Annotated in this window: 19 protein-coding genes; all 19 read right to left on the bottom strand. The window is 68.3% G+C overall.

All coding sequences use genetic code 11. From position 1 onward, the window contains the following. Position 1: 1 nt before the first annotated feature. Positions 2–2,347 carry a cellulose biosynthesis cyclic di-GMP-binding regulatory protein BcsB gene (bcsB, locus tag HMPREF3113_RS08010; protein ID WP_175440339.1) on the bottom strand — a complete coding sequence of 782 codons (2,346 nt, stop codon included), beginning with the start codon at positions 2,345–2,347 and terminating at the stop codon, positions 2–4. Further along, positions 2,344–4,494, bottom strand: coding sequence for a UDP-forming cellulose synthase catalytic subunit (bcsA, locus tag HMPREF3113_RS08005; protein ID WP_019182528.1), 2,151 nt, complete (start codon positions 4,492–4,494; stop codon positions 2,344–2,346). The genes bcsB and bcsA overlap by 4 nt, the downstream gene beginning before the upstream one ends. 100 nt (positions 4,495–4,594) lie before the next feature. Beyond that, the gene (locus tag HMPREF3113_RS08000; protein WP_070471701.1) at positions 4,595–4,957 is read right to left on the bottom strand and encodes a hypothetical protein; all 363 of its coding nucleotides are present in this window, start codon (positions 4,955–4,957) and stop codon (positions 4,595–4,597) included. A 24-nt stretch (positions 4,958–4,981) separates the two neighbouring features. Beyond that, positions 4,982–5,440, bottom strand: coding sequence for a cellulose biosynthesis protein BcsD (bcsD, locus tag HMPREF3113_RS07995; RefSeq protein ID WP_026069674.1), 459 nt, complete (start codon positions 5,438–5,440; stop codon positions 4,982–4,984). A gap of 247 nt (positions 5,441–5,687) precedes the next feature. Beyond that, positions 5,688–6,866, bottom strand: a complete 1,179-nt coding sequence (gene pncB / locus HMPREF3113_RS07990; protein ID WP_070471700.1) for a nicotinate phosphoribosyltransferase — start codon at positions 6,864–6,866, stop codon at positions 5,688–5,690. Between the two features lie 108 nt (positions 6,867–6,974). Next, the gene (locus tag HMPREF3113_RS07985) at positions 6,975–7,811 is read right to left on the bottom strand and encodes a glycosyltransferase family 2 protein (protein WP_070471699.1); all 837 of its coding nucleotides are present in this window, start codon (positions 7,809–7,811) and stop codon (positions 6,975–6,977) included. Then, positions 7,808–8,674: a glycosyltransferase family 2 protein gene (locus tag HMPREF3113_RS07980; RefSeq protein WP_070471698.1), complete on the bottom strand. Its 867-nt coding sequence runs from the start codon at positions 8,672–8,674 to the stop codon at positions 7,808–7,810. Before HMPREF3113_RS07980 ends, HMPREF3113_RS07985 begins: the two co-directional genes overlap by 4 nt. A gap of 115 nt (positions 8,675–8,789) precedes the next feature. Continuing rightward, positions 8,790–10,991, bottom strand: coding sequence for a type II secretion system secretin GspD (gene gspD, locus HMPREF3113_RS07975; protein ID WP_070471697.1), 2,202 nt, complete (start codon positions 10,989–10,991; stop codon positions 8,790–8,792). A 9-nt stretch (positions 10,992–11,000) separates the two neighbouring features. Further along, positions 11,001–11,792: a general secretion pathway protein GspN gene (locus HMPREF3113_RS07970; protein ID WP_070471696.1), complete on the bottom strand. Its 792-nt coding sequence runs from the start codon at positions 11,790–11,792 to the stop codon at positions 11,001–11,003. Next, positions 11,782–12,525: a type II secretion system protein GspM gene (gspM, locus tag HMPREF3113_RS07965; RefSeq protein ID WP_254665259.1), complete on the bottom strand. Its 744-nt coding sequence runs from the start codon at positions 12,523–12,525 to the stop codon at positions 11,782–11,784. The genes HMPREF3113_RS07970 and gspM overlap by 11 nt, the downstream gene beginning before the upstream one ends. After that, the gene (locus HMPREF3113_RS07960) at positions 12,500–13,648 is read right to left on the bottom strand and encodes a PilN domain-containing protein (RefSeq protein WP_070471694.1); all 1,149 of its coding nucleotides are present in this window, start codon (positions 13,646–13,648) and stop codon (positions 12,500–12,502) included. Before HMPREF3113_RS07960 ends, gspM begins: the two co-directional genes overlap by 26 nt. Beyond that, positions 13,645–14,508, bottom strand: a complete 864-nt coding sequence (locus HMPREF3113_RS07955; protein WP_046272732.1) for a type II secretion system minor pseudopilin — start codon at positions 14,506–14,508, stop codon at positions 13,645–13,647. The genes HMPREF3113_RS07960 and HMPREF3113_RS07955 overlap by 4 nt, the downstream gene beginning before the upstream one ends. Then, positions 14,505–15,143, bottom strand: a complete 639-nt coding sequence (locus tag HMPREF3113_RS07950) for a type II secretion system protein J (protein ID WP_026069676.1) — start codon at positions 15,141–15,143, stop codon at positions 14,505–14,507. Before HMPREF3113_RS07950 ends, HMPREF3113_RS07955 begins: the two co-directional genes overlap by 4 nt. After that, positions 15,140–15,556 carry a type II secretion system protein XpsI gene (locus tag HMPREF3113_RS07945; RefSeq protein ID WP_070426591.1) on the bottom strand — a complete coding sequence of 139 codons (417 nt, stop codon included), beginning with the start codon at positions 15,554–15,556 and terminating at the stop codon, positions 15,140–15,142. Before HMPREF3113_RS07945 ends, HMPREF3113_RS07950 begins: the two co-directional genes overlap by 4 nt. Beyond that, positions 15,553–16,038, bottom strand: coding sequence for a type II secretion system protein XpsH (locus HMPREF3113_RS07940; protein ID WP_102789000.1), 486 nt, complete (start codon positions 16,036–16,038; stop codon positions 15,553–15,555). Before HMPREF3113_RS07940 ends, HMPREF3113_RS07945 begins: the two co-directional genes overlap by 4 nt. A gap of 24 nt (positions 16,039–16,062) precedes the next feature. Continuing rightward, positions 16,063–16,494, bottom strand: a complete 432-nt coding sequence (gene gspG / locus HMPREF3113_RS07935; protein WP_070471693.1) for a type II secretion system major pseudopilin GspG — start codon at positions 16,492–16,494, stop codon at positions 16,063–16,065. Positions 16,495–16,542: 48 nt separating this feature from the next. Next, on the bottom strand, positions 16,543–17,763 hold the full coding sequence (locus HMPREF3113_RS07930; RefSeq protein ID WP_070471692.1) for a type II secretion system protein XpsF: 1,221 nt from the start codon (positions 17,761–17,763) through the stop codon (positions 16,543–16,545). 37 nt (positions 17,764–17,800) lie between these two features. Then, complete coding sequence (gene gspE / locus HMPREF3113_RS07925) at positions 17,801–19,528, bottom strand: type II secretion system ATPase GspE (RefSeq protein WP_070471691.1); 1,728 nt, start codon at positions 19,526–19,528, stop codon at positions 17,801–17,803. 125 nt (positions 19,529–19,653) lie between these two features. After that, positions 19,654–21,507, bottom strand: a complete 1,854-nt coding sequence (locus HMPREF3113_RS07920; RefSeq protein WP_070471760.1) for a S8 family peptidase — start codon at positions 21,505–21,507, stop codon at positions 19,654–19,656. Positions 21,508–21,573 lie beyond the last annotated feature (66 nt).

Genomic DNA, 21,573 nt, shown 5'->3' with positions numbered 1-21,573 from the left:
CTCAGCCGGACATCCCGATGCGTGCCCTGGCGTTGCGCTTGAGCAGCCAGCGCGCGATCAGCGCCAACAACAGGCAGGCCAGGCCGACGAGGGCGCCGAGCAGCAGCGGGCTCTGCGAGAAGTACCAGCGCAGCCAGGTCAGCGGCGGCAGGTGGCCGACGTAGTAACTCTGGTTGCCGGCCAGGCTGCGCACCTTGTCCTTCTGCAGCAGCACCACGCTGCCCTGGAAATCGCGCAGGCGGTCCGGATCAAACCATGCTTCGAACAGCCGGTTGACCTGGGCCGGGTCGTCGGCCATCACCGCGATCACACTGCGGCCCTTGCGCAGGGGCGACTCGAAGCCCATCAACACGACGTCGCCGGCATCCGGACGCACGGAGACTTCGGCCGTGGTGGGCAGATCGGTGCGGCGCGCATCCGGCGACAGGAACGAGGGCATGCGTTCAAACACCCAGTCCGAGAGCTGCACGCGGCGCGACTGCCCCGCCTCGCCGATCGGCAAGTGCGCCGCCCATTCGCCGAACAGCGGCTGGCTGCGGCGCGAGCCCAGCACCACCAGGTCCTGGCCGGCGTGCTCGCCGACCTGGCGCGCGGCGATGATGCGGTTGCGCAGCGCCGGGTAGCCGGTCGAGGCACCCATGCGGCCGAGCAGGGTCAGCACGTTGCCGACGTCATCGGCGTTGGGGTTGTCCGGCAGTACCAGCACGGTCTCGGACAGATCGGCCAGGCGCGTGAACGGGTAACCGGCGTTACCGAAGGCGGCCAGGTTGGGCATCGCCATGTAATGGTCGAAACCGCTCAGGTCGATGCTGGTGTCGCCATCGATCGCCGCGGAGACATCCGGGAAGGTGTTCTTGCACTCGGCTGCCTGGGGGCGGTCGAAGAAGAAGTGGAAGCGCAGCTGGCTGTTGGACGAGAACGGTCCGGTCGGCAGCATCACCTTCTGCTGGATCGGCATCGCGCCGGGTGCCTTGAGCTTGTTCCACACCATGTCCGAGACCGAGCGCGGTGCCGGCCGACCATTCAACGGAAGGGTGGTAACGAAGGCGTCGTTGATGCTGATGTTCAGCGCTGACTTGTCCGCCCCTTCGGGCAGCGTATAGCGGTAACGCAGGTCCAGTGGAATGCCGTCGCGGCGCCACACGAACAGATCCGGCGGCAGCTGCAGGCCGATGCGGATCAGGTCCGGGTGGTAGCCGACGACGTTCAACTCGCTGGTCTGCCGCACCAGTTCGGACACGCGCACGGGCCGGTCGCTGGGAATCCAGTTCGGCGCGTCGTACGGCTTGCGCGGCGCGATCTCCTTGAAGTCCCCGATGCTTGCGGTCGGGCCGGACAGCGGCGCGCCCAAGGTCAACGCGGTGGCGGCGATGCGCAGTTCGGCATCATCGCGACCCAGCACCAGCAGCAGCTTGCCGTTGGCATCGTTGGGGTTGGCGATCACGGCCAGGGTCGGCCCGCTGATGTCGGGCAGCACCAGGCCGGCCGGCGGATTGCGCGGGGTGGCCACGACCACCGCATTGCCTTCCATCGGCACCGTATCGATCGAGGCCGGGAACAGCGCGCCACGGTAACCGGCCAGTGCGCCGAACCACGACGACACGATGCCGGCCGACTGCAGCAGGCCCTGCCCCGGCTGGCCGGTGAACACGAACGGGAGTTCCAGCCGGTTGGTGTCGCGTGCGTCGAAGAACGGCACCGGCAGCAGCGACAGATCATTGGTCAGCTGCAGCGGCGCCCAGCCCAGCTCCAGGTAGCTGGCGCTGTCGATGTTGGCCCACAGGCTGGTGTGATCGGGATCTTCGCACTCGCGTGTGTAGTGGCCGATCAACTGCAGGTTGATGCGGTTGTAGTCGATGATCATGCGCGGGTCGATATCGATATCGCGCTCGATAATCCGGCCGGCCTGGTCCACCGGCGTCGGCAGGGTCGCCACGGTGACGTCATTGACGGTCACCTTCAGGTGCGACAGGTCTGGCAGCAGCGCTGGCGAATAGCTGTATTTCAGATGCAGCGATGCGCGGTCCACCACCTGGTCGTTGCGGATCGAGAACGGCACGCCGGCCGTGCCCTGGATGCCGCGCAGGGTGATCTCATAGTCGATGCCGAGCTGCTTGAGCGTGGAGCGGCTCTGCCGGGTCCCTGCAGCCGGCGTGGCGGGCATCATCGCCGCCGGCGCAGCGTCGGCCGGGGTGGTCGCTGGCACGGCAGCGGGCGCTGCCGCGGGCACGGGCGGGCTCTGCGCATAGACCGCCCCGCACAGCAGGGTCAGGGTGAACGCCACCGCTGCGGCGGACGGACGCGGCAGGCGCACCGGGCGGAACAGGGAACGGTGACGACGGGTCATGCGGAATCTCCGGTGCGCGGCGGCGTGGGGGCATCCTTGCGGCCGCCCGCGAAAACGAACTGGCCCAGGCGGTGGAAGCCGCGCATGCTGGCCTTGAGGACGTCAGTGGTGGAACGCAGGAAGGTGTCGCGGTCGTGGCGGCCCCACAGCTTCACCCAGATGTCGGCACGGGCGAAGGTGGACGTGACCAGCCAGCGCTCCTGCTCCAGGCTCAGCTCACCGAACTGGATGCTGATGCCCTGGTCGTCGCGGTCATGCCGCACTTCGGCCGGCAGCCGCTGGCTGCGCTGGCGATGAGCCAGCTCGACCTCCACGCGCGTGCCCGGCTGCACCGGCTGTGCCTGGTCCAGGCGGATCGCCATGCCACCGGTGGAGAAGTTCAGCGTGCGGCACGGCAGCGCTTGGCCATCAGGCAGGTGCAGCACGGCGCGCATGTTGAGCGGCACCCGGTGCGCGCGGCGGATCTGGCGCTGCTCGCTGGAGGTGGCGATCACCGCCCCGAGCATGATCATGTTGTAGACGGTCCACCCCAGGTTCAACCAGATCGTATTGACCTCGCCACTGGTCTGGGCCATCACCATCCGCACGATGCCGGCGATCACGCCGGCCAGGTTCAACAGCAGCAGCAACAGGTACGGGCGGGCGATCTGCGCATCAAAGTAGCTGCGCTGCACCAGGCCGCCCTTGGCGGTGACGTTAAACTTGCCCAACTTGGGGTTGATCACGGCCATCAGGGTGGGGCGCAGGATGTACCAGGCCAGCGTGGTCTCGTATACCTCGTTCCACAGCAGATGGCGGTGCTTGCCCTGAACGCGCAGGTTGGTCAGGTTGGCCATCACGATGTGCGGCAGCGCGTAGGCGAGGATCATCAGCGCCGAGGCGTGGATGACGTGCGCACCGAAGAACAGGAAGGCCAGTGGCGCGGTCAGGAAGATGATCCGCGGCAGGCCGTAGAAGAAGTGCAGCATCGCGTTGGTGTAGCACAGCCGCTGCACGAAGCTCAGGCCCTTGCCGAACATCGGGTTGTCCACCCGCAGGATCTGCGCCATGCCGCGCGCCCAGCGGATGCGCTGGCCGACGTGCGCCGACAGGCTCTCGGTGGCCAGGCCGGCCGCCTGCGGCACCGGGATGTAGGCGCTGCGGTAGCCGGCACGGTGCAGGCGGATGGCGGTATGCGCATCCTCGGTCACCGTCTCGATCGCCACACCGCCCACTTCCTCCAGCGGAGCACGCTTGATCACGGCGCAGGAGCCGCAGAAGAAGGTCGCATTCCACTGGTCGTTGCCGTCCTGCAGCAGGCCGTAGAACAGCTCGCCTTCGTTGGGCACGCGGCCGAAGTTGCCCAGGTTGCGTTCGAACGGATCGGCCGAGAAGAAGTAGTGCGGGGTCTGCACCACCGCCATCTTCTCGTCGTGCAGGAACCAGCCCATCGACATCTGCAGGAACGAGCGGGTCGGCATGTGGTCGCAGTCGAAGATCGCCACGTACTCGCCACTGGTCTTCTTCAACGCCGCATTGATGTTGCCGGCCTTGGCGTGGTTGTTGTTGGTACGGGTGATGTACTGCACCCCGACTTCTTCGCAGAACGCGCGGAACTCATCGCGGCGGCCGTCATCGAGCAGGTAGATGTTGAGCTTGTCGGCCGGCCAGTCCAGCACGGTCGCGGCGAGCACGGTGGTACGCACCACCGAAAGCGGCTCGTTATAGGTGGGGATCAATACGTCCACGCTCGGCCACAGCGACTGGTCTTCGGGCAGCGGCATCGGCTTGCGGTGCAGTGGCCATGCCACCTGGAAGTAGCCCAGCACCAGCACGATGAAGGAGTACACCTCGGCGGCCACCAGGCCCAGGCCCAGGGTAAGGTCGACGAAGCTGCTCATGCCCATGGTGTCGGTCAGGCGCCAGTACATGTAGCGCGTGGACATCACCAGCGACAGCCCCATCAGCACCAGCGGGATCAACCGGTTCTCGCGGTTGCGCAGGCACAGGGCGATCAGGAACACCACGGCCGAGAACAGGAACTGCTGGCCGATCTCCATCGGGACGGTAACCACAAAGGCCAGCAGCACGGCGCCGCCGACCGCCAGCGCGAGCAGCGCCAGGCGGGCCAGAATGGCATCCCCTCTCGGGGTGGATGACTTGCTCATGATGTTCCCCCAACACGGCCGCAGATCGCGGCATCCCCTTGCATCAGCCGATCCCGTTGCCGCACCCGGCTGGGCGCGACGGACGATCACCGACTACGTTTCAACCCTGGCGCAGACGGCTCAGTGGGCTGTGCCCCGGCGTGGCGCTACGTGCCTCCGCCAGGCGCTGGAACAACTGCTCCAGCGGTGTCTTGCGCCCCGGTGCGGCCGTGGCCGGCGTCTCCACGGTGGTCGCCTGGACCGGCGTGGTCACCGGCGCGAGAGTGACCGCGGGCGGCAGGTTCGTCGCGGCCGGAATCGGCGGCGGCACCTCATCGCGCGGCTTGGCCACCGTGCTCACGCGGGACTGGCTGTGGGAAAAATCCCGGTAAGCACGCGTGTCATCGCGATCCCCCAGGCGGTTGAAGAGACCAGCCACGTCGTCGTGGCTCTCGGCATCGGCAGGTTGCTGAAACTTGCTCATGGCACCATCGAAAGGGGGAGAGGGTCAGAACACACGCGACAGCGTGTAGGTAGCTACATCGGGATGATCACTCTGCAGATAGCGCACATCCAGCACCGACATCATCCCGGCGGCCCGGAACCACTGGCGGTACACACCTTCCAGAAACCCAGTGTCCCACCCGGCCCGGGCGCCGAGGACGGCTGACAGCGGCGAGGCGGCGTGGTGGATGCGGACCTGTTCGGGGGCTTCCTCGAACACGACCTGCCCCCATTCCGTCGAGGACCACACCGCATTGGCCGCCTGCTGCAGTTCATCCAGTGTGGCGACCGCCGGCAGCGCATGGTCACGGCCGAAGCGCTCACCGATACGCGCCATCAACCGCGACAGTTCGGCATCGGGCAACGCACTGTCGAACTCTTCGCAGAGCGCCAGCAGGAAGCCGCGCCACTGGCGTGAGCACGCGTGGGTCCGGTAGTAATCGAGCAATGCTGATGACTTCATGTGGAAAGCCTAGACGAACCACGATGCAGAGGCGGTATACGGGCAATTACCGGCATCGATGTCGGTCAAAAGTGTGAACTACGCCTCACAATATTGTGGCACATCTGGCTTTCCTGCATAGCGAGCGCCCTGCGTCGCTTCCTGACCCGCCGCGTCACCCGCCACCGCTTCGCTGAACGGATGTGCGTACCGGGCCGCCCCGGCGCCGGAGCCGGACGGCGGCCAAGCGTGCCACCCGTTGCCGGGGTCAGGCCTCGGCCGGCAGCTCGAACACCTGCCGCAGGTAGGCCAGGTACCCCGGGTCATCGCACATGCTCTTGCCGGGCGAATCGCTCAGCTTGGCGACCGGCTGGCCGTTGCAGCGGACCATCTTGATCACGATGTTGAGCGGGGTCGGGCCCAGGTCGTTGGTCAGGTGGGTGCCCACCCCGAAGGCCACCTGGCAGCGGCCGCGGAAGTAGTCGAACAGCTGCATGACCTTTTCGATATTCAGCCCGTCGCTGAAGACCAGCACCTTGCTGCGCGGGTCCACGCGGCGGCTGTGGAAGTGCGCCAGCATGCGGTCGCCCCAGGTGAAGGGGTCGCCGGAATCATGCCGGACGCCATCGAACAGCTTGCAGAAATACATGTCGAAGTCGCGCAGGAACGCCTCCAGGCCGACCACATCGGACAGCGCGATGCCCAGGTCACCGCGGTACTCGCGTGCCCACGATTCCAGCGCCGCCACCTGCGAATCGCGCAGCCGCGGGCCAAGCGCCTGGAAGGCCTGCAGGTACTCGTGGGCCATGGTGCCGTGCGGGGTCATGCCGTACAGGCGGGCGAAGTGCACGTTGCTGGTGCCCACGAACTGCGCGCCCAGCGCATCGCGCAGCATCGGCAGCATGCGCCCGTGCCACTCGCGCGAGTAGCGCCGGCGGCTGCCGTAATCGGCGATCCGGCACAGCTCGAAACCGGGCGTATCGCGCAGCAGCGCGGTCTTGGCCTGCAGGCGGCGCTCGCCCTCGCTGAAGTCCGAATCGGTGGTATTGCGGAACCAGACCTCGTTGATGATCGCCAGCAGCGGCACCTCGAACAGGATGGTGTGCAGCCAGGGGCCGGTGATGTCCAGCTCGATCTCACCCGGGACGGTGGCCGAGGGGCGCAGCGCGATGTACTTGCGGTCCAGGTGGAACAGGCCGAGGAAATCGGCGAAGTCCGGTTTGACGAAACGCAGGCCGCGCACGTAGTCCAGCTCTTCGGCACTGAATCGCAGGCTGCACAGGTGGTCGATCTCGGCGTTGATCTGGTCGATGAACTGCGCCAGGTCGATGCCCGGGGTCCGGCACTTGAACCGGTACTGCACCTGCGCGCCGGGGTACTGATGCAGCACCGCCTGCATCATGGTGAATTTGTACAGGTCGGTGTCGAGCAGGGACTGGATGATCATGCTGGGGATTATGCGCCCGCCACCGGGTACGACCAACGGCCGGTGCCCGCAGCGTGGAATGCGTTCACGGCAGGTATCGCCCCGGTGCCGAAGCGAGTGCGCGGGCCTCTACCGGCGGCGGAGCAGACGCGGCACCTGCACCAGCGCGTGCGCCCAGATCGCGCCCCACACCGCGCAACGCACCGGCCAGGCACGCTGTGGCGCCTCGAATTTCTGGAAGTACCGCCACAACCCGCGATGCTTGTGCCACTCCACGAAGAACGGCCGCGCGCGGCTGGAGACGCCGCGGACATGGGTGACCTGCAGGTCGTTGGCGATCGCGATCACCGCGCCCGCCTCACGTGCGCGGCGGCACAGGTCCAGGTCCTCGGCGTGCAGGCGATAGCCGGCATCCCAGCCACCGATCCGGTCGAACAGCGCACGCGGCATCAGCAGCAGCGCGCCGGACAGGGCCGGCACGACCTGCAGCGGCTGGCGGCGATCGACCGGGATCGCCAGCTTGCCGCCCTGCCCCGGGCGGCGCAGCATCGCGGCGAAATCCGGGTCACGGCGGCGCACCGCATCGTCGGGGCGGCCGTCTTCGTCGACCTGTTCCACGCCCAGCAGGCAGTCGCCCAGCGGCATCCCGCGTTCGCGCAACAGGGCCAGGGTATCGGGACCGACCATCAGGTCCGGATTGATGAAGGCCAACCACGGTGCCTGGCTGTCGGCCACGCCCTGGTTGTTGGCGGCGGCGAATCCGGGGTTGTCCGGGTTGGCAATGAAGCGCACCCGCGGATCGGCGCTGGCGTGGCGCTGCACGATCTCCAGGGTGCCATCGGTGGAATCGTTGTCGACCACGCGGATCTCGGCTATGTCGCGCGCCTCGCGCAGGCGCAGCAGGCAGGCATCCAGCGTGCTGGCGCTCTGGTAGCTGACGATGATGGCGGCGATGGCAGGACTCAAACGGGCGGCTCCGGGGCGGCAGTGACAGGCGGCGCGAACAGATCGCCCTGCGCCTTGGGCATTATCGCCTGCCGGTGATGCTGCTGCAGATCGTGGCGTGCCTGCTGCAGTGGGTCGGCCATCAGGAAGCCCGCCAACCGCGGCGGCCAACCGGGCCAGCGCGTGGCGAGCGCGTCCATGTCGCCCTCGCCGGTCACGCCTTCGGCCACGCGGGCGACGAAGGCGGTCTCGCACAGCGCGTTGCGCCAGCCAAGCCCGGCCATGCGCAGGCTCAGGTCGATCAGCGCGGCATTCCACGAGGCATAGCTGTGCATGTCCAGCCCGCCGGCCCTGCGCCGCGCATTGCCGCGCAACAGCACTGCATGGGTCACGGCACACGGCAACTCCGGATGCAGCGGCGGCATCGCCGCGCAGGCCTGCGCCAACGGGGCCAGATCCAGGTCACCCGGTAATGGGTTGATTTCCCCCAGGCGCGGCCAGGCCGCCGTCTCGCCGGCGTTGCACCACGGCGTGGCCGAGCCGATCGAGGCATCGCGGGCCAGGCAGGCCTGCAGCTGCTGCAGCCAGCCCGGTGCCGGAATCGCGTCCGGCGCCAGCACCACCACATCGGCCCCGGCGCAGGCAGCCAGCATTTCATCCAGATGGGCCACTTCGCCGATGGCGCGGGCACGGCGGGTGTACTCGGCCTGCAGCGGGGTGTGCGTGAGCCAGTGCTCGATCACGGCCTGGGCCCGCGGCCCGGCCTGGCCATCATCGGCCAGCCAGAGGGCGGTTCCCGACGCGGTACCGGCGTCCAGGGCGGCCAGGCAACGGTCCAGCGCGGCATCGTCGACCCCGATCGGCAGCAGGACGACCGTGCTCATGCGGACCTCTGCGTACTGCCGTCTTCGCCGTGTCGCTGTGTCATCGCGGGCTCCCCTGGGCGGGGCCAGCGTAGCAAGATCGGCCCCTGCGGTGACAGCCGGGGCCGGGCAGCACTCAGCGCTTGCCCTTGTGCTCGGGGAACGGCTCCATCGCGCGGAAGCGGCTGCTGTACTCGTCGGTCAGGTTGCGCGACTCCTGCGCGTTGCGCACGATGGTCGGGGTCAGCAGCACGATCACTTCGGAACGCCCGGACTTCTTCGTCTTGCTGCCGAACAGCGCCCCGATGACCGGGATCCTGCTCAGGCCAGGCACACCATTGGCGCCATCATCGTCGGAGTTGGTGATCAGCCCGGCAAGCATGATGGTGTCGCCACTCTGCACGGCCGCTTCGGTGGAGATCTTGCGGGTATTGATCGGCGGGTTGCAGGTGGTGCGGGTCGGGTCGCAGCCGCTCGGGATCGCGCCGGCCGAACTCACCTCCTGCACGATATCCAGAAACACCACGCCATCGCGGGTGATGCGCGGGCGCACCTTGAGGATCACGCCGGTGTCCAGGTACTGGACCTGGCTGTAGGTGTTGTCGCCGCCGATGCCGGTATTGACCGAGACCGAGTTGATCGGGATCTGGGTGCCGACGTTGAGGGTGGCTTCGGCGTTGTTGCGCACGAACAGCGACGGCGTCTGCAGCAGCCGCAGGTTGCTGACCTTGTCCAGTGCGCTGACCACGGCGGCGGCATTCTTGCCGAGGAAGGTCCAGCCCACCCCGCCATCGCCGACGGTGCCGGAGATGCTGCCCCAGATCGAGCGACCCAGAGCACTGGGCAGGTCGATGCCACTCTCGGTCTTGCCGGTGGTCACGGCCTGTTCGAAGAACCAGTTCACGCCGTAGCTGAGGTCGCCGGTCAGCGCGACCTCGGCAACCTGCGCTTCGATGTGCACCTGCATCGGCATCACGTCGAGCTTCTCGATCACTTCGCGGATCGAACGCCAGGCCTGCGGGGTGGAGCGCACCAGCAGGGTGTTGGTTTCCTCCACCGCCGAGACGCCGACCGTATCGCCCTGCACTTCCAGGCTGAAGCTGGCGTTGCCGGACTGGCGCTGCGGCAGGTTCATCGTGCCATCGCCCAGCCCGCCGCGGCTGCTCCCCGTGCTGCTGCCGGTGTTGGAAAAATTGCCGTTGGTGTTGTTGTTGCCATCGCGGCTGCCGATATCCATCGGCGAGGCGCCCGGCGCCAGCGAACTGCTGCCACGGCCACTGCGGCCATTCTCGTTGGCGAAGGCTTCGGCCAGGCGTTCGGCCAGGTCCTTGGCCTTGACGTAACGCAGTTCATAGGAGAACAGCCGCGCATTGCCGCCGGCGGTATCGATGCGGTCCAGCCACTGCTGGATCTGGTCCAGGTAGCGCGCCTGCGGGGTGATCACCAGCACCGCATTGGCATTCTCCAGCGGCAGGAAGCGGAACATGCCGGCGCTGGGCGTCTTGCTCTCCTCGCCGAACACTTTTTCCAGATCGGCGGCAACCTGTTCGGCCTTGCCGGACTGGATCGGGAACACGCCCACGGACATGCCCGAGAGCCAGTCCACGTCGAAGATCTCCACCGTGCGCAGGTAGTTCTCCAGCTCGCTGCGGGTACCGCCGAGGGTGATCACATTGCGGCCGTTGTCGACGTTGACGATGGCATTCGGGCGCGCGTACGGCTCCAGCACCTTCTTCATTTCGGTGGCCGAGATGTACTGCAGCGGCACCACCCGCACTTCGAAGCCGCGCGCATTGGCCGGCGACGCCGTGCTCGGCGAGACCGTACCGGCCAGTGCCTGGTCGGCGGGCACGATGTTGTAACGGCCGGCGCTGTAGACCATGCGCGCGTTGTTCCAGCCCAGCACCATTTCCAGCAGGTTCAACGCCTGCGCCGAGGAGACCGGCTTGGGCGTGGCCAGGGTCACGGTGCCCTGCACGCCCGGCGCGATCACGTAGTTCTGGCCCAGGAAGTCACCGAGGATCGCCTTGACCACCGCGTGCACCGATTCGCCTTCGAAGTTGAAGGTGGCGTTGCCGGTGGAGGCATTGCCCAGCGACGGTTGCGGCGCGGCCGCGGCACTGCGGTTGATCATGGTGCCGGTGCCGCGGCGGATCACCGCCTGCGGGGTGCCGGCGCTGCCCAGCGGCTCGGCCTCGACGCCTTCACGGGATCCGTCACCGGCGACCACCTGGTGGCTGTCGAGCACCGCATCGCGGCGTACCTCGGGCGCGGGCACGGTGGTGCAGCCCACCAGCAGGGCGACAAGGAAAGACACGGGAAAAAGGCGCAGGGTCATGCTGTCACTCTAAGGGTTGTGGCCGGAGCCGCCCGCGGGCGGTTGCTGCGACTGCTGTTGCTGTTGCTGTTGCTGCTGCAATTGCTGGCGACGCGCCTGGATGCGCTCGCGGATCGCCTTCATGTCGGCTTCGCTGGGCCCCTGCGCGTTCTGCGCAGGGGCCCCCGCATTCGATGGCGTCGCTGCCTGCGGCGCAGGTGATGCGCCCGGCGCCGGTGCGGGCATCGCTGCGGCGCCATTGATCGGGCGCGCGCCGGCACCGGCCGGAGGCACCGCGGTGAGCGGCGTAGCGCCCAGCACCGTCGGTGGTTCACCGCCCTGCCCATTGAACACCGGCAATTCCAGGACCTGCGTGCCACCGGGGCCACTGACGGTGGCGCGGCGCGGTTCCAGCGCCAGCAGTTGCCAGCCGTTCACCGCTTCACCATTCAGCCGCAGTCGCAGCGACTGGCGCTGGTCGGTGGTCAGGATCGCCATCCCGAAACCCGGTGTAAGCAGCACGCCGGTCAGTGACACGCTGCTGGCGGTGCCCTGTTCGGTGCCACCGAGCAGGTACGGGCGCGGTTGGCGATCTTCGGCGAACAGCGGGCGGGCGCCGATCTGGGCATAGGTGCTGGCCGAGCTCATCCGCTCGGGCGCGGCGGGAGCCAGGTGGGGCAGCGGCGCAGGGCCCATATCGCCGTCCGTGGCCGGCGCGATGCGCTGGCCCAGGCCGAACAGCGTGGCGATCCAGATCGCCAGCGCCCACAGGGCGATGCCGCCTAGCCACCAGGTCCGCAGGCCAGCTGCTTCAAGCTTCATGCTGGGCCTCCCCGGCAGCGTCCGGTGCGGGCGCGGGCTCGGCTGCATCGCTGGGCGGGGCCGCATCCGGGCCAACGTCCTGCCCGCCGTCCTGCCCGGACGGCGGTGGCAGTGGGGCCGGCGCGGGCGCGTCAGGTTCCAGCGCTGCGCCGGGGCGCAGATGACCGACCAGTTCGAAGGACACATCCAGGCCGGTGCCGGTTTCGCTGGGCGACTGCTGGAAGCGCTGCGCGAGCAGGTTGAGGTTCTCCACGAACAGGCGCGGGCTGCCGGTCTCCAGCGTGTGCAGCACGGCCGCCATTTCCGGCACGCCGCAGCGCAGGCGCACCTGCAGGGCCACACGCGGGAAGGCAGCCTCGCGGTTGGCATCGGGCAGCGGGGTGCGATTGCTGATCGTGCAGCTGCGGTTGCCCGGGCTGGCCGACGCCACCGCATCCTGCAGGCGGCTGGAGAGCGCCGCGGCGGCCGATTCGGCAGTGGCCTCGCGCAGGAAGCCAGGGCGGCCCTCGAGGGCGGCCTGCACCTCGCGCAGTTGGGTGGCGATCTGCCCGCGCTGCGCCAGCTGCGCATCCACGCGCTGTTGGCGCTCCTGCACGGCGGCGATGTCGGCATTGATCGCCAGCAGGGGGCGGGTCAACCACGGGTGCACGAGCAGCAGGTACGCCACGGCGATCACCGCCAGCAGCAGGCCAAGCGCGAGCCAGCGATCACGGCGCGTCGGTTGTGCTGCCATCGGCAACCTCCTTCGCGGGCGGGGCCGCACCGGGCAGCGGCTGCAGCTCGGCCGTCAGCGTGAAACGGTCGCGGCCGCTGGTTGCCCCATCGGCCTGCAGCACGCCGGTCAGGTTGACCTTGCGCCACAGCGGCGAGTCCTGCAGCAGCGGCACCAACTGCGAGGCTTCGCGGCTGAGCCCGATCAACTGCAGTGTGTTGCCTTCGATCGAGAGTTTTTCCAGATAGGTGCCATCGGGCAGCAGGCGGGTCAGCTCGTTCCACAGTTCCACGGTACTGGCATGCTCGCCGCGCCGGCCTTCCAGGAACGCGGCGCCTTCGACCAGGCTCTGCAACTGCTGGCGCTCGGCCGCGACCCGGCGCGCATCACGTGCGGCGTCATCTACCTGCGCGCGCAGCTGGTCCGCCGCGGCCTGGCGGTTGTCCAGCAGCTGGTGGCTGGCCAACGCGAGCAGCACGATCGTGCTCGCGGCCAGGAGCCAGTTCCAGCGTGCCATCGGGTCGCGATAGGGCTGCCGCTGCGCCAGCGGCAGCAGGTTGACGTCGAGCGGCCGGTCAGCGGCATCCACTGCATCGACGCCGGCCACCGCCTGTGCCCATGGCCCGGCCTGCTGCGCCCACTGGTCCAGCTGCGCGCGCGGGATCACCACCAGCTCGACCTGCAGCTGGCCATCCGGCAAGGCGCCGAGCTCGCGCACGTCATAGCTGACCTGGCTGGCATCGAACGGGGTCTGCCGATCGATTTCGAATCCGACCACATCGCGCAACCGCTCGGCGGCGGCCGCCGGCAAGCGCAGCGGACGGCGCAGCACGCTCCCGACCGGCAGCAACCAGTGCCGGGGCAGGCTGCGCAGGCGCGCATCGAGCACGCCATCGAGCGCGGCGGGCGGGACGGGCCACGGCAGCTCCGCGATGGCCTCGATCTGCTCGCCGGTCTGTCGCTGCAGGCGCAGTACCTCGCCCTCGCGCAGCAGCAGCAGGCGCGAACGCGACCAGCCCATCGCCCATTGCCACCGCACCGGCAGCCAGGCCAGCAACGACTGCCGCCACCAGCGCAGGCTGCTGCCCACGCCCGGCGACACGCGCCCGCGGGCCCGCACCAGACTGTCACGCCATGCCGTCATCTTGCTGCCATTCCCTGTTCCCAGCGAAGTACTGTGTAAGCCGTTCCCGGCGTGCCTGCCGACCCCATCCGCACCACGGCGCGCAGTACCGATACCCGGCCGCGTTCGTCCGTGGCGCGACTCTCGATACTATAGGTGCCACTGCCACCTGCAAGCGGCGCGACCGGCAATCCAGCTTCATCAGCGGCGGCCGCGCGTTCGCGTTCGGCCAGCAGGCGCTCTGCATCCAGCCCCAGTGCGGTCAGCACCGGGCCCGCGGCAACGCGCGGGTCAGGCCGTGCCTGGCGGCTGTACAGGGTCAGCATCGGCTCGATCCGCGCATACAGGTCCGCCTCCATGCCGAGCACGCGCTGCAGCTCGCCGACCGTCTCATAGCGCGCGTTGCGTGCGCCGTAGGGCAGCCCGGCGGCGAGGTAATCGGGCGTCTCCGCGCCGCCACCGGGCTGTTTGAGGCTGTCCGCGTCACGCCAGTCGACGATGGCGCCGGCCAACTGCTGGGCGCGCCCGGGCTCCTCCCCCATCGCACGCAGGAACGCGTTGAGCAGGCTCACGTCGGCCAGGTTCAGATTGATCTTGCCGTTCTCATCGAGGATCGTCAGATCGATCCGGCGCGTATCGAACGTCCACCGGTAGCGGCGGCCATCGGCAACCCAGGCCGGCTGGGCGGCGCGCGGCTGCAGGCGGTGCAGCGCGTACTCCAGCCCTGCGCGCGCGTACTCCTGCCCGATGGCATCGTCACCGATCACGCGCTGCTGCATGTGCTCCACGCGCGCGCTCAGGGCGAACGCGCCGACCACCGCGGTCAGCAGGGCGATCAGCCACAACACCAGGACGAGCGCGGCGCCACGTACCGGCCTCATGGGCGATCCCCACGTGACGGTGGCAGCGCGGCGATCATCGGCGGCCAGGCCGGCCCCTGCAGCGGCACGATCTCGATCGAGACCAGCAACGGCAGGCGGCGGGTGTCATCCCAGCGGTCCAGCCACGGCGTCAACTGACCAGTGCGCGGGTCGGTGCCGCGATAACGGAAGCGCACCTCGCGCAGCTGATCGGCCAGCATTTCCGGCGGGCGTGGCGGATCTTCCTCGATCGCCTCGCCGTTCTGCAGCAGGGTCAGCGCGACCTCCAGCTGCTCGGCGCCCGCGGCGTGGCGGACCTGCAGCTCGTGTGCATACGGCCCGCCGCGACCCAGATAGCCCGGCAGATCCGAGACGAACAGCATGCGCTGCGGCTCGCCCATGAAATACACCGGATCGCGGGTCGGGTCCGGCGGGGTGGTCGCGATCACCAGTGCGGTGGACAGGCGCCGCCGCAGGAAACCTTCCACCGCGCGCATGCGCTCGTTCTGCGCGGCCATGCGCTCGCCGCGTTGGCTGATCGCCATGGCCGAGCGCACGGTGGCGAAGGCCAACGCCAGGCCGCCGACGAGCAAGGCGGTCGCCAGCAGGATTTCGATCAGGGTGAAGCCGGCGGCCCGGCGTGCGCGTGCTGTCATCGTGGTGCGCCCGGCACCGGCGGCAACAGGCGCAGGCTGCGCCATTGCAGCTGCTCGCCATTGCCCTCGCCCCAGCGTACCTGCAGGGTGATCTGTGCCAGGGTCGGGCCGCCAACGTCCACCGTGACCGGACCGGTAGCGCTGCGGGGCTCCTGGTAGGGCGCCACCTGCAGTTGCCAGCGGTACCTGCCCTGCTCCCACTCTCCCTGCGTGCTGCCTTCCTGCAAGGGGCTTTCCACCCCCGTGCTGGCCAGCAATGATTGCGCATACAGTGTCGCGCGGCTGCGCACGTCGGCCTGCCCGACCTGGCGCGCCGCGCCGGACAGGCTGCCCAGCAGCAGGGTCAGCGCAAGCGCCAGCAGCGCGAAAGCGATGATCACCTCCAGCAGCGAATACCCACGCTGGCGCCTCATCGGCCCTCCCGGCGCGGGCCGGCACGCACTTCGCCGGTGATCCAGCCCACGTGGATGTCCCAGGCTGCGCCCCGCGTGCTCACTTCGATGGTGCCGCCACTGGCGGCGCCGTCGGCGAAGAAGGCGATCGCGCCCTGCCCGGGTGCGGCACCGAGCTGGCCGGCGCCACGGAACCGTACATCCAACGCCGCCGGAATCTGCCCGTGGCGGCCGTTGGCCGCCTGCCACGTCCGCGCACGCGGGTCGATCACGAAGCGCTGGGTCTGCCCGGTAGCGATCGCCTGGGTACGCGTGTAACGCAGCTGGGTGGCGATTTCCTTGCCGGCATTGCGCAGGCGCATGCCGTCGATGCCGCCGTTCATCGCGGTGGCGGTGACCACGCCGATGATGGCGATCAGCGCGACCACCAGCAGCATTTCCAGCAACGACAGGCCACGCGCATGCATGCCCGTGGGCACGCGGCGCGGCGGTCTGCTCGGCATGGACCACAGTGCTCCCAATGCCGATTACTCGTACCGGATGTCCGCGTCGTAACTGCTGCCGCCCACCTTGCCATCCTTGCCCAGGCTGATCAGGTCGTACGGCTCGCCTTCGCCCGGGACGCGGTACTCCAGCGCGTGGCCCCACGGGTCGTTGAGATCGGCCGGCTTGGCGTACGGACCGAGCCAGCCGGCACTGCCGCTGGGCTGGGTGACCAGATCCTCCAGCTTGGCCGGCAGCTTGCCGGTGTCCAGCTGGTAGTTGTCGATCTTGCCGGCCATGGTCTGCACCTGCGCCTTGGCGATGTTGGCCTTGCCGCGGTCGGCGCCGCCGAGCACTCGGCTGCCGACCAGGGTCAGCACCGCGCCGATCAGCACGATGACGATGATGATTTCCAGCAGGCTCATGCCGGACTGGTGGCGCGCGGAAGAGAAGCGGGTCAGGCGGCGGCGTTGCATGTGGCAGGCTCCTTGCATCGAATCGTAGAGGTGTTGACCAGCGGCCGGTCAGCCGATGGCATTGGTCAGGTCGTACAGCGGCACCAGCACGGCCACGATCACCAGGCCGACCACCGAGGCCAGCACCAGGGTGATCACCGGCACCAGTGCCGACAGCAGACGGTCGATCGCGCGCGCGCTTTCCTGCTCGAACGTATCGGCGGTCTTGAGCAGCATCGTATCCAGCGCACCGGATTCCTCGCCGACCTGGATCATCTGCAGTGCCAGCCGCGGAAACCGCTTGCCCCGCGACAGCGAGGCCGACAGCCCGTTGCCATTCTTGACCTCGTCGCTGGCGGCATCCACGTCGGCAGCCAGCGCGCGGTTGCTCAACACATTGCGCGCGATGCCCAGGCCGGACAGCAGTGGCACGCCGTTGCGCAGCAGCGTGCCCAGCGTGCGGGCCAGGCGTGCGGTCTCCAGCTTGCCCAGCAGCGGGCCGATGCCTTTGCGCTGCAGCAGCCAGCCATCCACGGCCAGGCGCGCGGCCGGTTGCCGCAGCCGCCGTTCCACTACCAGCGCGATCACGGCCGGCACCACGATCATGATGACCCAGCCTTCGCGCACCACCAGCCCGGCGGTGAGCACCCACTGGGTGAACCAGGGCAGCGCGACATCCAGGCTCTCGTACATCAGCGCGAACTGCGGCACGACGTAACCCAGCAGGAACAGCAGCGCACCGCCGACCACCACCAACAGGATCGCCGGGTAGATCAGCGCGTTGATCACGCGCCCTTTCAGCTCGGCGCTGCGCTCGAGGTAATCCGAGAGTCGCTGCAGGGTGTCGTGCAGGCTGCCGCCGGCCTCACCGGCGCGCACCATGTTGATGTACAGCCGGGAGAACAATCCGTGCTGGCGTTCCAGCGCGGTCGAGAGTGGTGCGCCACCGCGCACGATGTCGCGGATGTCGGTGATGACGCGGCGGGTACGCTCGTCTTCGGGCAGTTCCAGCAGGATGCTCAGCGCGCGGTCCAGCGGCTGGCCGGCACCGAGCAGCGTGGCCAGCTGCTGGGTGAACTGCACCAGCGCGCCGCCATCGAACGGCTTGCGGCGCAGCAGCGCCAGCCACGACGACGCCCCAGCGACACCCTCGCTGGCCAGACGTGCCTCCATCGGCATGTGGCCCTGGTCCTGCAGCCGCGCGGCGACCTCCGCTTCGCTGGCTGCCTCCATCTGGCCATCGAACAGTTCGCCGTGGGCATTGAGCGCCTTGTAGCGGTACTGGGGCATGCTCAGCCGCCCACCCGGTATTGGCCGCAGGCACGCATCAGGCATCCTCCGTCACGCGCAGCACTTCTTCCAGCGTGGTGTGGCCCTGCAGGGCTTTGGACAGCCCGTCTTCGTACATGGTGCGCATGCCCGCGGCACGCGCGATCTGCTCGATCTCGCCCATCCCGGCCCGACGCATCACCGCACTGCGCAGCGCATCGTTCATCACCAGGAATTCCACGATGGTGGTCCGGCCCAGGTACCCGGTCGGTGCGATCGCCGAGGGCTGCGCGCGATACAGGAAAATCTCGCCCTCCGGCTGCAGCCGGCGCAGGCCGAATTTATCGATCTCTTCGGGCGATGCGCGATAGCGCTGGGCGTGCTGGGGCTCCAGCCTGCGCACCAGGCGCTGGGCCAGGATGCCGTTGATGGTGGAGGTGAGCAGATAATCTTCCACGCCCATGTCGAGCAGGCGGGTGATGCCGCCTGCGGCGTTGTTGGTGTGCAGCGTGGACAGCACCAGGTGGCCGGTGAGCGCGGACTGGATGGCGATGCGCGCGGTTTCCAGGTCGCGCATTTCACCGATCATGATGATGTCCGGGTCCTGGCGCACGATGCTGCGCAGCGCATTGGCGAAATCCAGCCCGATCTGCGGCTTGGCCTGGATCTGGTTGATGCCTTCGATCTGGTACTCCACCGGATCTTCGACGGTGATGATCTTGACGTCGGCGGTATTGAGCTGGCTCAGCGCGGTGTACAGCGTGGTGGTCTTGCCCGAACCGGTCGGGCCGGTGACCAGCAGGATGCCGTGTGGCTGTTCCAGCACCTTGCGGAACTGCGGCAGGAACGCCTCGGTGAACCCCAACCGATGGAAATCGAACACAACGGTGTCGCGGTCGAGCAGACGCATGACCACGCTTTCGCCGTGCGCGGTCGGTACGCTGCTCACGCGCAGGTCCAGTTCCTTGCCCTGCACGCGCAGCATGATGCGGCCGTCCTGCGGCAGGCGACGTTCGGCGATGTTGAGCCGCGCCATGATCTTGATGCGGCTGATCACCGCAGCGGTAAGATTCACCGGCGGGCTTTCCCCTTCGATCAGCACGCCGTCTACGCGGTAGCGCACCTTCAGGCGATTCTCGAACGGTTCGATATGAATATCGGAGGCGCGCAGTTCCACCGCCCGCTGGATCACGAGATTGACCAGCCGGATCACCGGCGCTTCGGACGCCAGGTCGCGCAGGTGTTCGATGTCGTCGACCGCCGCACCTTCACCGTCCGCGGTTTCGATGATCGCGCCCATCGCGCTGCGGCCCTGGCCGAACCAGCGCTCGATCAGATCATCGATTTCCGAGCGCAGGCCGACATGCAGGCGGACCGGCAGCGCCATCGCCAGCTGCACGGCATCGGCCGCATACGGGTCCTGTGGATCGGACAGCCACAGATCCAGCGCGTCGTCCTGCAATGCGAGGGGGCAGACATGGAACTGCTTGAGGAATCGCACCGTCAGCGGCAGCCCGTCCAGCAGCGCTTCGGGCGGCGATTCCGGCACGGCCTTGGCGTCGAGCAGCGGCAGGCCGAGAACCTCGGCGCAGGTCTGTGCATGGTCGCGCTCTGATACCAGCCCCAGGCGGACCAGCAGGCCGAGCAGGCTGCCACCGGATTCACGGTGCAGCGGACGCGCGCGGGCCAGATCGCTGTCCTTGAGCCGGCCTTTCTCCAGCAATACCCCGACGATGCGGGATTCAGCGGTGGATTCTGCAGTGGGGTCCTGGGCAACCGCGTTCAAGAAGCTTCTCCTGGCAACCGCTGCGACTTTAGCAGTTCACCGCGATCGTACGCGGGATTCCACACCGTCCAGATGTAAAAACGGGAGCCCGTCACATGACGGACTCCCGTGGCGTTTGACCCGTATTACTGGTTGGCGAGAATGCTCACGCCGCTGAACGCGGACTCGCCCACCACCTTGATGTAATACGTTCCGGCCACCGGTGCGGTGAAGCGCACGGTTTCACTGTTGCCCGGCCGCGTGGACTTGGCATCGAACGCGGTCGCGGTCGGCTCCTTGCCCTGGCTCACATACACCGAGACGTTGCCGCTGCCGCCATAGGTGAGCAGGCTCAGTACCTTGCCGGCCTGCGCCTCGAAGCTGTAAAGCACTTCGCTGCCACCGGCGCCGCTCAGGCCACCCACGGCGACCTTGTTGGTCAGCGGGGTCGCCACCGGGCCGCAGTTCTCGGTGCACTCTTCTTCCAGCGCCTTGTCCAGGGCCGCCTTGGCATCGACGATGCCGGTGCCGATCGGGGTGGCGGTCGGGATGGTCACCGGGAACGCCCGCGCGGTCTGCTTGAGCAGTGCTTCCAGCGCGGCCGGGGTGAGCGGATCCTTGCCGGCCGCGGCGACCGCGCCCTGCACCAGCGCCGCCACCGCCGCAACGTGCGGAGAGGCCATCGAGGTACCGGCCATGCCCATGTAGCTGTAGGCACCGGAGGTCGGCGTGGTCAGGCCGTTGTAGCCGGACTGCCACACGTAACCGCCCGGGTTGCCGTCTACGCTGCCGCCGCCGCCCGGGCCGGACAGATCCACCACCGGGCCGAAGTTGGAGTAGTAGGCGATGCCGCCGGTGATGCGGGTGGCGCCGACCGCCACCACGTTGGCGCAGCTGGCCGGCCGGAAGTTGGCCGCGTTGGAGGCCGAGTTGCCGGCGGCGACCACCACGGTGGTGCCCCGCGATACCGCACCGTTGATGGCGTCCTGGTAGAGCGCATCGCATGCGCCGCCACCGCCCAGGCTCATGTTGATGACCTCGGCCGGGTTGGCATTGGCCGGAACCCCGGCAACGGTGCCGCCGGAGGCCCAGGTGATCGCATCGGCGATGTCGGAGATGTAGCCGCCGCACTTGCCGAGCACGCGCACCGGCAGCACGCGGGCCTTGTACGCGACGCCTGCCATGCCGACGCCATTGTTGGTGGATTCGGCGATGGTGCCGGCCACGTGGGTGCCGTGCCAGGAACTGTCATCGGCCAGCGAGCCGGCATAGCACTCGTTGTCGTTCTCCACCCAGTCACCGTAATCCAGCGCGCCGGGCACGCGGTCATCGGTGGCGCGGCGGGAGGTCTCCGCGTCGCTGATGAAGTCGTAGCCTTCCAGCAGATTGCCGGAGAAGTCCGGATGCTGCGGCAGGATGCCGGTATCGAGCACCGCCACCACTACGCCTTCGCCCTGGGCGATGTCCCACGCGGCCGGCGCATTGATGCCGCCGGTAGCGCTGTTCAGATGCCACTGGTACTGCGCGTAGTACGGATCGTTCGGCACCAGCTGCGGGGTCGCGTCGCGCGGGCGCACATCGGTGCGCTGCAGCTTCACGTCCACTTCGGCGTACTGCACGGAAGGATCGGCCTTGATCTCGGCCAGCACCTTCTGCAGTTCGGCCGGGCTCAAGCGGCCCTGCAGGCGGATCAGATCGGCACCGACACCGAGCTTGCGCACGATCTGCGGGTTCACCGCGCTGGCACGCCCGGCGGCGGAGCCACCGACACTGGCGCGGGCGACCGCCGACTGCACGGCCGTCAGCTTGGCCGAACGATCCGTGGCCGCGGCACTGCCGGGGCGGTACTTGACGATGATGCGCTCTGCGCCCTGGGCGGCAGCCGGCTGGCGCACCGGCTCCTTGGCCGGCAGGCCCGCGGCATAGGCGCTGGCGCCTGCGGACAACGACAGCACGGCGGCTGCCAGCACATTGATGCGAAGGTTCTGCTTACTGGTCACGTTGACGTCCTCTTCAAGGTCATGGATCAAACGACTGTTCAGGCCAACACTCCATGCGAGCTCCCT

Source organism: Stenotrophomonas sp. HMSC10F06 (genome assembly GCF_001807865.1).
In the GTDB taxonomy this organism is placed as follows: Bacteria; Pseudomonadota; Gammaproteobacteria; order Xanthomonadales; family Xanthomonadaceae; genus Stenotrophomonas; species Stenotrophomonas bentonitica_A.
This window is presented reverse-complemented; position numbering and strand designations above follow the sequence as displayed.

Coding starts and splice junctions, on each gene's coding strand:
- bcsB (WP_175440339.1), bottom strand. CDS start 2,347: ATGACCCGTCGTCACCGTTCCCTGTTCCGCCCGGTGCGCCTGCCGCGT.
- bcsA (WP_019182528.1), bottom strand. CDS start 4,494: ATGAGCAAGTCATCCACCCCGAGAGGGGATGCCATTCTGGCCCGCCTG.
- HMPREF3113_RS08000 (WP_070471701.1), bottom strand. CDS start 4,957: ATGAGCAAGTTTCAGCAACCTGCCGATGCCGAGAGCCACGACGACGTG.
- bcsD (WP_026069674.1), bottom strand. CDS start 5,440: ATGAAGTCATCAGCATTGCTCGATTACTACCGGACCCACGCGTGCTCA.
- pncB (WP_070471700.1), bottom strand. CDS start 6,866: ATGATCATCCAGTCCCTGCTCGACACCGACCTGTACAAATTCACCATG.
- HMPREF3113_RS07980 (WP_070471698.1), bottom strand. CDS start 8,674: ATGAGCACGGTCGTCCTGCTGCCGATCGGGGTCGACGATGCCGCGCTG.
- gspD (WP_070471697.1), bottom strand. CDS start 10,991: ATGACCCTGCGCCTTTTTCCCGTGTCTTTCCTTGTCGCCCTGCTGGTG.
- HMPREF3113_RS07970 (WP_070471696.1), bottom strand. CDS start 11,792: ATGAAGCTTGAAGCAGCTGGCCTGCGGACCTGGTGGCTAGGCGGCATC.
- gspM (WP_254665259.1), bottom strand. CDS start 12,525: ATGGCAGCACAACCGACGCGCCGTGATCGCTGGCTCGCGCTTGGCCTG.
- HMPREF3113_RS07960 (WP_070471694.1), bottom strand. CDS start 13,648: ATGACGGCATGGCGTGACAGTCTGGTGCGGGCCCGCGGGCGCGTGTCG.
- HMPREF3113_RS07955 (WP_046272732.1), bottom strand. CDS start 14,508: ATGAGGCCGGTACGTGGCGCCGCGCTCGTCCTGGTGTTGTGGCTGATC.
- HMPREF3113_RS07950 (WP_026069676.1), bottom strand. CDS start 15,143: ATGACAGCACGCGCACGCCGGGCCGCCGGCTTCACCCTGATCGAAATC.
- HMPREF3113_RS07945 (WP_070426591.1), bottom strand. CDS start 15,556: ATGAGGCGCCAGCGTGGGTATTCGCTGCTGGAGGTGATCATCGCTTTC.
- HMPREF3113_RS07940 (WP_102789000.1), bottom strand. CDS start 16,038: ATGCCGAGCAGACCGCCGCGCCGCGTGCCCACGGGCATGCATGCGCGT.
- gspG (WP_070471693.1), bottom strand. CDS start 16,494: ATGCAACGCCGCCGCCTGACCCGCTTCTCTTCCGCGCGCCACCAGTCC.
- HMPREF3113_RS07930 (WP_070471692.1), bottom strand. CDS start 17,763: ATGCCCCAGTACCGCTACAAGGCGCTCAATGCCCACGGCGAACTGTTC.